The sequence below is a fragment of the Roseibium algae genome (genome assembly GCF_037783265.1).
Lineage (GTDB): Bacteria > Pseudomonadota > Alphaproteobacteria > Rhizobiales > Stappiaceae > Roseibium > Roseibium algae.
Genome location: NZ_JBAKIA010000014.1, coordinates 1 through 12,289, shown reverse-complemented (window position 1 = coordinate 12,289; position 12,289 = coordinate 1). Strand labels below are relative to the sequence as shown.

Here is a 12,289-nt window from a genome sequence, read left to right as displayed (position 1 = left end):
TTTTTGCCCGCGCCATTCGTGGGAGAAAGGCCGGGACTTTATTGATAGTATTAAACGCCGCTGGCTGGAATGCCGGTACGTTCAACCTTGCGCGGTGATGTTAGTTCTTTCCAGGTGGAAAGAGCCTTGTTGACGGCCTGATAAGGTTCGCGCTTGACGAATTTTCCATGGCCTTGCTGCGGCTTCATGGTGCCATCTTCGACGGCGACGCGGCCTCTGGTCAGCGTGAAGCGCGGCAGACCTTTGACGGACTTCCCCTCGAAGACGTTGTAATCGATAGCCGATTCCTGTGCGGCGGCCGTGATTGTCTTAGTCTTCTCCGGGTCCCAAACCACAAGGTCCGCATCTGCACCAACCAGAACGGCCCCCTTTTTCGGGTAGATGTTCATGATTTTGGCGATGTTGGTGGAGGTCACCGCGACAAATTCGTTCGGCGTCAGGCGACCCGTGTTGACGCCATAGGTCCACAGCATCGGCATACGGTCCTCAAGGCCACCAGTGCCATTGGGGATCAGTGTAAAGTTATCGATCCCATTGCGTTTCTGCTCTGTGGTGAAGGCGCAATGGTCGGTGGCGACCACTTGCAGCGAACCTGCGGCAAGACCTGCCCAAAGGCTGTCCTGATGCTGCTTATTGCGGAACGGCGGGGACATGACACGGCAAGCGGCGTGGTCCCAATCCGGATTGGCGTATTCGCTGTCATCCAGGGTCAGGTGCTGGATCAACGGCTCACCGTAGACGCGCTTGCCAGCCTGGCGCGCTCTGCGGATGGCTTCGTGGCTTTCCTCGCAGGACGTGTGCACCACATAGAGTGGCACACCAGCCATGTCGGCGATCATGATCGCACGGTTGGTGGCTTCACCTTCGACCTGCGGCGGCCGGGAATAAGCGTGGGCTTCAGGGCCGTTGTTGCCTTCGGCCAGAAGCTTGGCGGAGAGATCTGCGACCACATCGCCGTTTTCCGCATGAACCATCGGCATGGCGCCAAGCTCGGCGCAGCGCTGGAACGAGGCGTACATTTCATCGTCCTGCACCATCAACGCGCCTTTGTAGGCCATGAAGTGCTTGAACGTGTTGATGCCGCGCTCGCGCACGACCGTTTCCATCTCGTTAAAGACTTGCTCGCCCCACCAGGTGATCGCCATGTGGAAGGAATAATCGCAGTGCGCCATGGAGGACTTGTTGTCCCAGGCCTGCAGCGCTTCCAGCAGGGACTGGTTCGGCGCGGGCAGGGCGAAATCGACGACCATGGTGGTGCCGCCCGCAAGAGCTGCCCGTGTGCCGCTGTCGAAATTGTCGGCAGAGTATGTGCCCATGAAGGGCATTTCCAAATGGGTGTGCGGATCAATGCCGCCTGGCATGATGTAGCAGCCGGTTGCGTCCAGTGTTTCATCACCAGAGAGGTTCGGGCCGATCTCCACGATCTTGTCGCCCTCAATTTTCACATCTGCCACATAGGTCAGATCAGCGGTTACAACAGTCCCGCCCTTGATCACCTTCGTCGCCATTGTTGTTCCCCTTTTTTGGCTCGACTTCATCGCCTCTTTCGGGCTTGTGAGAAGTCCTTTATCTGAATTCAGCTTTCCGTCAGTTCAATTTCGTCAGTCGGCATAGCCCGGATTTGTTCGATCCAGCACGCGCTTCATTTCGGCAAAATGCGAGAACTCGGCGTCCTTGTAGACCTCCCATTCCTGGGCAACCTCTTCGGCAATTTTGTCTGTCATCGGGTTCAGCGTCTGACCGGTGGAATAGGCCAGAACCATGGTCCTCGCCGCTCGCTCCAGGTGGTACATCGCATCAAACGCTTCGGCGACTGTCGGCGCAACCGTCGTCACACCGTGGTTCGCCATCATAACGGCAGAGCGATTGCCAATGGTCGAGGCAATGCGTTCGCCTTCTGCTTCCTCCGTTGCGATCCCGCCAAAGGACATATCGGTGGCCAGCCGGTTGAAGAACCGCGCCGTAACCTGGTCCAGCGGCTTGATCGTCGGATCTTTCAAGGTGGCAAGGGTTGTCGCGTATGGCGGATGGAGATGCAGGGCGACACGAGCATGTGGCACGTGCTTGTGTATCGCCGAATGGATCGACCAGGCTGAGGGATCCGGTGCATCAGGCCGGTTCATTGTGTCCGGATCACCTGCATCAACCAGAAGCAAGTTACTGGCACTTGCATGAGAAAAGTGCTTCCAGCGCGGATTGATCAGGAATTTCCTGCCGTCCGCAGACACCGCCGCGCTGAAGTGATTGGCCACGCCTTCGTGCCAGTCATAATGAGCTGCCAACCGCAGAGCCGCTGCCAGATCAACGCGCAACTGCTGCTCATCGTTTTCGCTTGTCACGTCGTTGCTGGCCGTCATTGTATCACTCCACAATTCCAGCTGTTTCCAAGACTGCATGGAACAGTACATCCGCACCAGCGGTGGCCCAGTCCTTGGAGATCTCTTCGGCTTCATTATGAGACAGGCCGTCAACGCAAGGGCACATGATCATCGCTGTCGGGGCGACCTTGTTGATCCAGCAGGCGTCGTGACCGGCACCGGAAATGATATTCTGATGGGAATAGCCGAGACGTTCTGCCGCTGAGCGAATGGCAGTAACGCAGTCTGCATCGAAGGTGACAGGATCGAAATGGCCGGCTTCCTCAATTTCTACAGTGAGACCCAGCTCCTCTGCGATTTTCGGGGCTTTGGCTTCAAACTCAGCTTTCATTCCGTCCAGCGTATCCTGGTTCGGCGAGCGGAAATCAGCAGTGAAGACAACCTTGCCGGGGATGACATTGCGGGAATTGGGATAGACATCGCAGTGGCCAATCGCGCCGACGGCTGCGGGCTGATGATTCATGGCAATCTCATGCACAAGCTCTGTCATGCGGGCCATACCAAGACCGGCATTGCGGCGCATGGGCATGGGTGTGGAACCGGTGTGGCTCTCACGACCGGTTACAGTGACCTGCAGCCACCAGAGGCCTTGACCGTGTGTGACAACGCCAATGTCTTTCTTTTCAGCTTCCAGAATTGGCCCTTGCTCGATGTGCAATTCAAACATGGCGTGGATCTTGTCTTTGCGGGCACCGACTTCTTCGTCGCCAACCCAGCCGATCCGTTTCAGCTCATCGCCGAAGGTCTTGCCTTCCGCATCTTCCTTGCCATAGGCCCAATCCTGGGTGTGGATCCCGGCGAACACGCCAGAAGCCAGCATGGCAGGCGCAAAGCGCGTACCTTCCTCATTGGTCCAGTTGGCAACAACGATTGGATGCTTTGTCTTGATGCCCAGATCATTCATGCTGCGCACGACTTCCAGGCCTCCCAGAACTCCAAGGACGCCGTCATACTTGCCGCCGGTCGGCTGTGTGTCCAGATGGGATCCCATATAGACGGGCAGAGCATCAGGGTCGGTGCCGGGCCGGGTCATGAACATGTTGCCCATGGTATCGACACCCATGGTCATGCCAGCCTCTTCACACCACTTCTGGAACAACTTCCGGCCTTCGGAATCTGCATCCGTCAGTGTCTGGCGGTTGTTGCCACCGGCAACGCCCGGGCCAATTTTGGCCATATCCATCAGGCTGTCCCACAAACGGTCGCCATTGATCCGAAGATTTTCGCCCGGAGCTGCCATATCTAAAATCCCCTATTTCAACTCTGTTTCGACAAAGGACATAGCTGCCTTGCCGCCATTAATCACATTGTGCTCGACGCCTTCCTCGCGCCGATAGACGGTCCCCGCCGGGATCGTCACTTCATTGGTTTCACCTCCGGGCATTTCCAAAATCATCTGACACTCGGTCAAAGTAGTGATGACGTAATCCATGCCATGGCGGTGCCAGCCGGTCTCTGCGCCTGGTTCGAAATCGAAACGGGTCACTCTCACGCGACTGTCGTCGATCAGCATTTCTGACTGGACTGCAGGACGGCTCATAATCTTGGTTCCTTCTGGATGTTTTCGAAACTCCCAATCTCAGGGACCCAAGGGCTTCGAAGCAAGGTGACAGGGGAGACATTTCATGTGACGAGGAAAACCATTCACATTTCACAGCCTGTCTTCCCGGTGCCCCATTCATTCAATCAGGCATTCAAAACATCAGTCGATGGCGTGCAGGACAGAGCGCAGCGTGGTGAACAACTCGTCGATCTGATCCTTGGAAATGATCAGAGGCGGCGACAGCGCAATGATATCTCCGGTCGTCCGGATCAAGAGCCCCTCATCATAGGCTTTCAGGAAGGCCGAGAATGCCCGTTTGGTCGGTTCACCGGCAATGCCTTCCAGCTCAATGGCCCCAATCAAACCGAGATTGCGAATATCGATGATATTTGGACAATCCTTGAGGGAATGCAGACCATCTTCCCAATACTGGGCGAGATCTGCTGCACGTGTCAGCAGGCCTTCTTCTTCATATGTATCGAGCGTTGCCAAAGCTGCGGCACAGGCAATCGGATGCGCCGAATACGTATAGCCGTGGAACAGCTCGATCATGTGATCGGGGCCGGTCATGAAGGCATTGTAGATATCAGCGGAGCAATAGACGGCACCCATCGGAATGACGCCAGACGTCAGCCCCTTGGCTGTTGTAACAAGATCGGGGGTAACGCCGAAGAAATCAGTCGCGAAAGGCGTGCCAAGACGTCCAAAGCCGGTGATGACTTCATCGAAGATCAGCAAAATACCATTGTCGTCACAGATTTTGCGCAGACGCTCCAGATAGCCTTTTGGCGGGATCAGAACGCCGGTTGATCCGGCCACTGGCTCGACGATCACCGCAGCAATGGTCGATGCGTCATGCAGCTGAATGATACGGATCAGATCCTCGACATATTCCGCGCCGTTTTCCGGGATGCCGCGAGAGAAGGCGTTGCGCTCAGGATCATGGGTGTGGCGCATATGATCGACGCCGGTCAGCATTGTGCCAAAGGTGCGCCGGTTGGCGACGATCCCGCCGACGGAAATGCCACCAAATCCTGTGCCATGATAGCCGCGCTCCCGGCCGATCAGGCGGGTCCTTGTGCCCTGCCCAATGGCGCGCTGATAGGCGAGGGCGATTTTCAACGCCGTATCGACGCTTTCAGAGCCTGAATTTGTAAAGAATACATGGTCCAGCGGAGAGGGCATCAGGGCAGCCAGACGAGCCGCCAATTCAAATGCCTTGGGATGGCCCATCTGGAAGGCTGGCGCATAATCGAGTTCTGCGACCTGTTTTTGAACCGCTTCGACAATCTTCGGGCGACTGTGACCTGCGTTGCAGCACCAAAGGCCTGCCGTTCCATCCAGAACCTGACGGCCATCGGACGTAGTATAATGCATGTCCTTGGCAGCAACGAACATCCGCGGGTCCTGTTTGAACTGGCGGTTCGCCGTATAAGGCATCCAAAATGCTTCGAGATTGTTGGTTGCGGCAGTTTTTGAACTCGACATAAGTCCTCCCAGCGGGCTGCTTACTGGCAGCGCCGTCCTTGATGGCTATTCCGGTCGGGGAGAACCTGCAGCCATGAGCACTAAATAAGTGCTGCGCCGGAAATGGTTTTCCATTCCAGGCTGGATGCATTCAGTTGACTTCCCCAGCTGTTTCCAATGTGGCATCTTTTGTGGGGCCTCGTCAGTCCCATTTTGAGATGTCGCAATTTGCTACTCTGGATTTTGGCACCCGACTTAGAGTACCTGGACACTTTGCGCCCTTTATATAATTTCGGGTCATGGTTTCTTGTCGTACCTCTTGCAGATTGTTACGCTTTGGAGCCAACACGAAAACCTGACCAAACGGTCAAGTGAAAGTTATGAAGACTTGACCAAACGGTCAAGATGATAATTCAATCGGCATGATGATTTTATAGCCACTGGATGCCTGTGCCCAAGCCCATGATAAAAAGCGCCGCGCGCGCAGAGAATGAACGCCTGATCCTTGCCGCTGCGGAAATAGTCTTCGCTGACTATGGATTCAAAGGGGCCACAACAGGCATGATTGCGGATAAGGCAGGAATTCCAAAAGCCAATCTGCACTATTATTTCCCGACCAAACTCGCACTTTATCGTCAAGTGGTGGAGAATATTTTCCAGATCTGGCTGGCGGCGGCTGACACATTCGACAATTACGATGATCCGGAAGAGGCATTAACCCGATATATCAGTGCCAAAATGGATATTTCACGATCTCATCCAATGGGGTCAAAGGTGTGGGCAAACGAAATTCTGCATAAGGCCCCGGTGATTCAGGACTATCTGGAAACAACCCTTTGCGAATGGACCAACACCAGGATCGCTGTGATAGAGCGCTGGATAGCAGAAGGTCGAATGGCACCGATTGACCCACGCAGTCTTCTATACATGATCTGGTCGACTACCCAGCATTATGCCGATTTCAATCATCAAATTCACACTTTGAACCACGGCGAGCCTTTGACCGACGCACAATTTACAACTGCCAAGGAAACAGTTGTTTCCATCATTTTGACCGGGGTTGGTATCCGAAAAGCAGATGTTCAGTCGGGAGGCGGGCAGTCCGCGAACATTGACAACATGTCTCAACAGACCCAGTTCAAAAAACTGAATGGGGAAGGGGCATGATGGCCCATCGCCCTGTGTCCCTCAAGAATACAACCAAAAGCATGAGCCGTATTCAGGAGAAAAACCGTACAAGGATTCTGGAGGCGGCTCTGGTCGAGTTTTCGCGTTTTGGTTATTCAGGTACGACGATTGAAAAAATCTCGTCAGTTACGGGCATGTCCAAGTCGAATTTACTCTATTACTTTTCATCCAAGGCGGCCATTTATGAGGCCGTTTTGGCCAATATTCTTGATATATGGCTGGCCCCTCTAAAAGGGTTAAATCCTGAGAAAGACCCAGCAAAAGAACTTGCAGCTTACATACATCATAAGATGAAGATGTCAGCAGAAATGCCTGATGCATCTAGGCTATTTGCAAATGAGATTCTGCAAGGCGCGCCACGAATTCGGAAAGTCCTGGAGGAAGATCTGAAAGCCTTGATCGCGGAAAAATCGAACGTCATTCAGCAATGGATCAACCAGGAAAAGATCGAGCCGATCGATCCTGTTCAACTCATTTTCACGATCTGGGCGATGACCCAGCATTACGCTGACTTTGATACCCAAATTCGGCTTGTGACAGGTCTTGGTCTTGAAAACCCCGGCTTTCGCATATCCGCCGAAGAGACTGTCGTCAGGCTTGTCCTGCGGGGAATTGGCTTGCAGTCACCGGATATAGTGTTGGAGACCAAGCCATGAGTTCCGATACGACAAAGTACGGCAACACGAATTCTGGGTTTGCGAAATCCAGTTCTGTAAAATCGAGGGGCTCGGAATATGGTTCCAAGAAATCTGGCCCCATAAAGTCAGGCAACAACGTTGAGAATGAGGCTCCGCCAGTCAGCAAACGGATCCTGATCGCTGGTGCTCTTTATATTAGCGATGATGACCTCAGAGAGGACTTCATCCGTGCCTCTGGTCCTGGCGGGCAAAACGTCAACAAGGTATCGACGGCTGTTCAATTACGATTCAATCTGAACGGCAACACAACCCTACCAACGGACGTCAAGGCGCGAGCGGCACGGTTGGCCGGTAGTCGGCTGACCCTCGGTGGTGAAATCATCGTCCAGGCTGACAGGTTCAGAACCAGGGAGAGGAACCGCCAGGATGCCCTTGATCGTCTTATTGAAATCTTGCGAAAGGCCATGGAGAAACCAAAGCCAAGACGGCCCACCAAGCCGACCCTTGGATCCAAAAAACGCAGACTGGAGACCAAGAAGAAACGTGGCTCCATCAAAAAACTCCGTGGCCGAACTTCATCTTTGGATTGAGGGATGCCCAAGTTGGTGAGGTTACGGGTAGAGTGCTTTGGTTCCTCATTTAGGATTGAAATGGGCAAACGCAGCAGAGCGCCTTTATCGCGTCATTCAAGGGCAACCCGCGAGACGAAAGCCTCAAAACGACAATGGTTAGACAACCGGTATGACGCTCTAAGGAAGTAGAATGCCAGGTGACATGGTTACAACAATGTCAGAGCCGCTCGACATTGGAGAACCAACAGCCTGAAGAAGAGCTGCTAGCGCTTCAACAATCTGAGGGCTCAGAGCCCGACGTTGTTGCCCAAAAACGAAACCGAAGAATATGAAATCCATGTCCGCAAAATCTCTTTATGAATGAAGGAACCTCAGGACGGCGGCGGTCAGTTGGTAATTACTTGAAAAGCTAGGGTCAGGACTCACTGAATCCACCATATGACGATTGCTGCGATGGTTATTGCTGCCATGAAGACGTCGGCTCTGCGGTCATATAGGGTGGCAATGCGCCGCCAGTCTTTGAGCCGCCCGAACATATTCTCGATTTTATGGCGTTGTTTATATTGGGTTTTGCAAAATTCAGCAGGGGCCTTCCGACCTTTGCGCGGCGGAATGCAGGCGTTCTATGCGGAAACGCCCATCCTCATCACCGCCAACGGCGATACGGGGAGTTTTACCGGCGGCAAGGTCCGGGTGGTGATCCATTACTTCCTGCCGGTGGTGCCGCAGGAGTGACGTGTCAAAGGAGTAATGGCCATGCGGTGAGACACGGGTGGTCCGGACCCGAAAACAGATCCGGACAGCGGGCCTGATCGCCAAACCAAGAGCCCGCCCAGCAGTAGATCGAAGATAACCGCCGCACCCGCTGCTCGCGCGAGCCGGACGAGTGTCGGTGATTCTCTTCAAGGGTTCCAATGAACGAAATCAGATGTGCAAGCTGCCGCAGGCTCTTGCTCAAGTCCGCCGACCGCGCAATAGTTGGTCCTGTAGACATCAAATGCCCACGATGCGGCACCATGAATTCATTGAGGCCATTGGTCATAGACCCGACAGAGCCCGTCTCCGAGCGTCCGGAACGTCGAGACAATGAGGCCCTAAATGTCATCCGGCGCACTTTACGATAGTTTCATTTATCCGCCCTTTTCCGTGCTAGATGCGCGGGCAAAGTGGTGGCAAGACCGCAAGAAAAAATGGCTGTCCCTTGGTATCGATAGCGGCAAGGGACGCAAACAGGACCTCCTGAACGGTTATTCTGATGCGATGGCTCGGTGGAGTGCCTCACAAGGCAAACAGGCAGCACCAGCCGACTGGATGGCCAAGAGCATTTTTGACCCGGTTCTGACCGAGCTTTTTTATGCATGGTTCTCACCGGTGGGTGGTCGTGTTCTTGATCCCTTTGCCGGTGGGTCTGTGCGCGGTGTCGTCGCTGGATTGAAGGGCAGGAATTATCTCGGCTTTGATATCAGCGAAGAACAGATCGAAGAGAACAGAAGACAAGCAAAGGCCTTGCAATTGATCCTCAACCGATCTGGAAAAAGGGCGATGCGGTCAGGCTCTATAAGTCAGGTCTGCGCGGCAAGTTCGATATGATCCTGACGTGTCCGCCCTATGGCGACCTTGAGCGTTATTCCGACGACCCGAATGACCTGTCCAACATGCCCTATGATTTGTTCCTGGGTGGCTTCCGGCAATCCATCAAGGATGCGGTGGCACGGCTTGAGAATGACCGCTTCGCCGTGTTCGTCGTTGGCGATTTCCGGGATAAGCAAGGGCACACACGTGGCTTTGTTGCGGACACAATAGCTGCCTGCAAGGATATGGAGTTGCACTTCTATAATGACGGGGTTCTGGTGACCGCAATCGCCTCCCTTCCACTCAGGGTCCGGGGCATGTTTGAAGCCTCCCGGAAGCTTGGAAAGACGCACCAAAATGTCTTGGTGTTTGTGAAGGGGGATCCGAAGCGCGCCACGGAGGCAGTTGGAAATGTTGAACCCTATCACTTCCCCGAAAATTGAAACCCATCAAGGCATTCAGGTCGTCCGCGACGACCTGTTGCCAGGCAGTTCCAAAGCCCGGATCTTTAAAGAGACTTTAAACGCATCGAACGCGGACGAATTTGTTTACGCTGGACCCGGCTTTGGAGCTGCCCAGATAGCCCTTGCCGCTGTTGCCTATCAGCTCTGCAAACAAGCCACCTTGTTTGTGTCCTGGCGCTCGGAACGGACCCGCTACACCAAGGAGGCTGAGAGCTATGGTGCCAAGATCATAGAAGTTCGGTCCGGTTATTTGTCCGTGCTGCAAAGCCGCGCCAGAGCCTATGCCGATGAAACCGGTGCTGTCCTGATCCCCTTTGGCGGCGGCACCCAGAGCACTGCAATTACCCAGGCCGCTAGGTCACTCGACATCAAGCCGCGCCACGTCTGGTGTGCGGGGGAAAGCGGTACGCTTGCCCGATCACTAAAAGCCGCCTGGCCCGATGCTCAATTGCATGTTGTGAAGGTCGGCAAGGATCTTCCAGAAATCAGCGGTGCCCGGATCTATGACGCCGGGTGCGCATTTTCAAAGCCTGTAACAGCAAAGGCGGACTTTCCGCTTCATCCCAACTATGAGGCCAAGGCCTGGTCTAAGCTCAGGGCAGACGGCCAATGCGGCAATACACTGTTTTGGAATGTGCGCGGTTGAAGCGGAGCATCTAAATCGGTTGCCATCCGTTCTTGCGCGAAATGCCATCCGAACTTGCGCGCTACACAATGTTGTAACGCGCAAGAACGGATGGCACTGAGGGGAATTGTGGGAATTTCCGGGATTTGCCGGTAATTGGCGATTTACTGCCGTTTAAGGGGCGATCAAGCCAGAGCCTGAGAAAAATGGCGCGCAAGTTCGGATGGCAGGAACCCGACGGAAAATCAGTCAATCCGTTGAAGTCATCTAAAAATGCTTCGTGAATTCAACTATCACGTTTTTTCGAGCTGGGAACCGTGGCAGCGGGTGTGCATGCGCGTTCATAAGTTCCAAATATCCAGGGCTTTCAGCGTTCTGGTGCTGTCGTAAATTACGCTGCGCCTAATCAGGTGGGAACTGGTGCTGCGCGAGGTTCCACATGCCATGTTAAGCGAAATCAATAACTTATGGAAGTTTCTAAGACGGATGTGTTGGATGAATGGCACGTGACCGGATGGTGCTTCTGTTCGCAATATGGAGACTAAACGGCAACACTAAGCACTAAGTTGTCCTCCGGTCACGATAAATCCATGAGACCTTATTTTAAAGACGCCTAACCTGCGTTCTTATCTAGTCGGAATAAGCGGTCCTGGCTTCCCCGCTCCACTTTTACCTGCCCATCTTCTGCAATTCGAACGACTAGATAACCGCCATGTTGCCAAAATCCCATACAGTGATTAATGATCTGAGAGACGTTCTTAAAAATAAGTCCCTCGCGACGCTCTATACCACTTTCGGAATCGTCTACAATGATCTCCGATCGACTGCCGACTTGCTTCCACTCACGGATATCCACTGCTGCTCTAGTAATGCCTTTGATGCACCCGACTGCCATCGCATTTTTCAGATCTTTTAGTTCTTTTGTGACCTCCCAGGACTGACAGGTAGCATTCTCATAGAGCTCCGCGTTATCAACATTGCCCCTGCTTTTGCGGTCCTTTACACCTGTCTCAATATTGAAGACAAAAATTGGTCGATTGAACACATCACGCGGCAAATTTGAAACATCAAGTTGAGGGGCGCACCATTCCCGCAAATCAGTGGGGGACTTCAAGCCGGACGCGGTTGAGCCATACCCACAATTTATATTTGTCAAATGGACTTTCATCTCTCTAAGCATGTCTATCAAGGCACACTCGACCGTAAGCGCCTCCTCTTCGCTTTGGAGACCCGACCGCACGATCCGCCATTCAACATCTCGGTCGTCAGCCCATATCTTCCTAATTCTTTTGTTCTTTTCCGTCTCTCCGCCTGTCTCTTGAGCGGCCTCCGTGAAATGGTCGCAAACCCGAAGGTTTCCATTCCCTTGCCTACCGCCACCTTTACCAACGTAAAATGGATGCCGGGTCTCAGGATCAATAAGTACGTAAACGTAGTGGCCAAGTTTTTCGGTTACAAGGCTATCGAACAGGCTGCAATCTTCTGTATTTTTCAATTCTTATCCAATCATCGAACGCCAATCTCAACTAAAAATCGTTTCATCGGCAATTTAAACGAATCTCTGAAAATCAAATCCAGAGGCTCTATTATCTGCTCTAATCTGGACTGAAAAGACCCTAGATTTGTAGACACCTCCATTCCTAATTTTGAGGCAAGGAGGCCGTGATGGTCACGAACAATTTCAGCACTGGTTTCATAAAGGAAACGCGTGACCCGGTAATCCCCCCTAAAATTAGTGGTGTTCAAAAGTAGAATTTTCTCGGCAAGATATCTGAGGAGATTTTTGATGAAGAACGGACGATACAGCGACGCACAGATCATGGCGGTGTTGAGGCAGGCGGA

Annotated in this window: 15 protein-coding genes and 1 pseudogene; 7 read left to right on the top strand and 9 right to left on the bottom strand. The window is 53.3% G+C overall.

Going from position 1 to position 12,289, the window contains the following annotated elements; translation table 11 throughout:
* Nucleotides 1–50: 50 nt before the first annotated feature.
* From hydA to aptA, 5 genes are all read right to left on the bottom strand, one after another.
* Nucleotides 51–1,508 carry a dihydropyrimidinase gene (gene hydA / locus V6575_RS17555; RefSeq protein ID WP_340276187.1) on the bottom strand — a complete coding sequence of 486 codons (1,458 nt, stop codon included), beginning with the start codon at nt 1,506–1,508 and terminating at the stop codon, nt 51–53.
* A gap of 93 nt (nt 1,509–1,601) precedes the next feature.
* Nucleotides 1,602–2,357 (bottom strand): class II aldolase/adducin family protein, encoded by a 756-nt coding sequence (locus V6575_RS17550; RefSeq protein ID WP_340276185.1) that lies wholly within the window; start codon nt 2,355–2,357, stop codon nt 1,602–1,604.
* Nucleotides 2,358–2,361: 4 nt separating this feature from the next.
* Nucleotides 2,362–3,618, bottom strand: a complete 1,257-nt coding sequence (locus V6575_RS17545; protein WP_340276183.1) for a Zn-dependent hydrolase — start codon at nt 3,616–3,618, stop codon at nt 2,362–2,364.
* 12 nt (nt 3,619–3,630) lie between these two features.
* A complete protein-coding gene (locus V6575_RS17540) occupies nt 3,631–3,918 on the bottom strand; it encodes a cupin domain-containing protein (RefSeq protein WP_340276182.1) in 288 nt (95 codons plus the stop codon).
* A 162-nt stretch (nt 3,919–4,080) separates the two neighbouring features.
* Complete coding sequence (gene aptA / locus V6575_RS17535; protein WP_340276180.1) at nt 4,081–5,409, bottom strand: omega-aminotransferase AptA; 1,329 nt, start codon at nt 5,407–5,409, stop codon at nt 4,081–4,083.
* 441 nt (nt 5,410–5,850) lie between these two features.
* Here aptA and V6575_RS17530 point away from each other — a divergent pair, with 441 nt between their 5' ends.
* From V6575_RS17530 to arfB, 3 genes are all read left to right on the top strand, one after another.
* Nucleotides 5,851–6,555: a TetR/AcrR family transcriptional regulator gene (locus tag V6575_RS17530; RefSeq protein WP_340276177.1), complete on the top strand. Its 705-nt coding sequence runs from the start codon at nt 5,851–5,853 to the stop codon at nt 6,553–6,555.
* Nucleotides 6,552–7,232: a TetR family transcriptional regulator C-terminal domain-containing protein gene (locus tag V6575_RS17525; protein WP_340276176.1), complete on the top strand. Its 681-nt coding sequence runs from the start codon at nt 6,552–6,554 to the stop codon at nt 7,230–7,232. Before V6575_RS17530 ends, V6575_RS17525 begins: the two co-directional genes overlap by 4 nt.
* Before the next feature lie 152 nt (nt 7,233–7,384).
* The gene (arfB, locus tag V6575_RS17520; protein ID WP_340276355.1) at nt 7,385–7,804 is read left to right on the top strand and encodes an alternative ribosome rescue aminoacyl-tRNA hydrolase ArfB; all 420 of its coding nucleotides are present in this window, start codon (nt 7,385–7,387) and stop codon (nt 7,802–7,804) included.
* A 159-nt stretch (nt 7,805–7,963) separates the two neighbouring features.
* Here arfB and V6575_RS17515 read toward each other — a convergent pair whose 3' ends face one another.
* Both V6575_RS17515 and V6575_RS17510 read right to left on the bottom strand, forming a co-directional pair.
* Nucleotides 7,964–8,125 (bottom strand): hypothetical protein, encoded by a 162-nt coding sequence (locus tag V6575_RS17515; RefSeq protein ID WP_340276174.1) that lies wholly within the window; start codon nt 8,123–8,125, stop codon nt 7,964–7,966.
* Between the two features lie 83 nt (nt 8,126–8,208).
* A pseudogene (locus V6575_RS17510) lies at nt 8,209–8,403 on the bottom strand (transposase); the annotation flags it as partial.
* A 297-nt stretch (nt 8,404–8,700) separates the two neighbouring features.
* Here V6575_RS17510 and V6575_RS23365 point away from each other — a divergent pair.
* The 4 genes from V6575_RS23365 to V6575_RS17495 are packed head-to-tail and all read left to right on the top strand — an operon-like array spanning nt 8,701 to nt 10,468.
* On the top strand, nt 8,701–8,910 hold the full coding sequence (locus V6575_RS23365; protein ID WP_422785599.1) for a Com family DNA-binding transcriptional regulator: 210 nt from the start codon (nt 8,701–8,703) through the stop codon (nt 8,908–8,910).
* Entirely contained in the window at nt 8,885–9,376 is a 492-nt protein-coding gene (locus V6575_RS17505) for a hypothetical protein (RefSeq protein WP_340276172.1), read from the top strand. Before V6575_RS23365 ends, V6575_RS17505 begins: the two co-directional genes overlap by 26 nt.
* Nucleotides 9,373–9,801 (top strand): hypothetical protein, encoded by a 429-nt coding sequence (locus V6575_RS17500; protein ID WP_340276170.1) that lies wholly within the window; start codon nt 9,373–9,375, stop codon nt 9,799–9,801. The genes V6575_RS17505 and V6575_RS17500 overlap by 4 nt, the downstream gene beginning before the upstream one ends.
* Nucleotides 9,770–10,468 carry a hypothetical protein gene (locus tag V6575_RS17495; protein WP_340276168.1) on the top strand — a complete coding sequence of 233 codons (699 nt, stop codon included), beginning with the start codon at nt 9,770–9,772 and terminating at the stop codon, nt 10,466–10,468. Before V6575_RS17500 ends, V6575_RS17495 begins: the two co-directional genes overlap by 32 nt.
* A 592-nt stretch (nt 10,469–11,060) precedes the next feature.
* On the opposite strand, the gene V6575_RS17490 is transcribed toward V6575_RS17495, so the two are convergent.
* Together V6575_RS17490 and V6575_RS17485 are read right to left on the bottom strand one after the other, a co-directional pair.
* Nucleotides 11,061–11,942: an LEM-3-like GIY-YIG domain-containing protein gene (locus V6575_RS17490; protein WP_340276165.1), complete on the bottom strand. Its 882-nt coding sequence runs from the start codon at nt 11,940–11,942 to the stop codon at nt 11,061–11,063.
* A gap of 11 nt (nt 11,943–11,953) precedes the next feature.
* On the bottom strand, nt 11,954–12,289 hold a 336-nt coding region (locus tag V6575_RS17485), incomplete at its 5' end, for a hypothetical protein (RefSeq protein ID WP_340276164.1).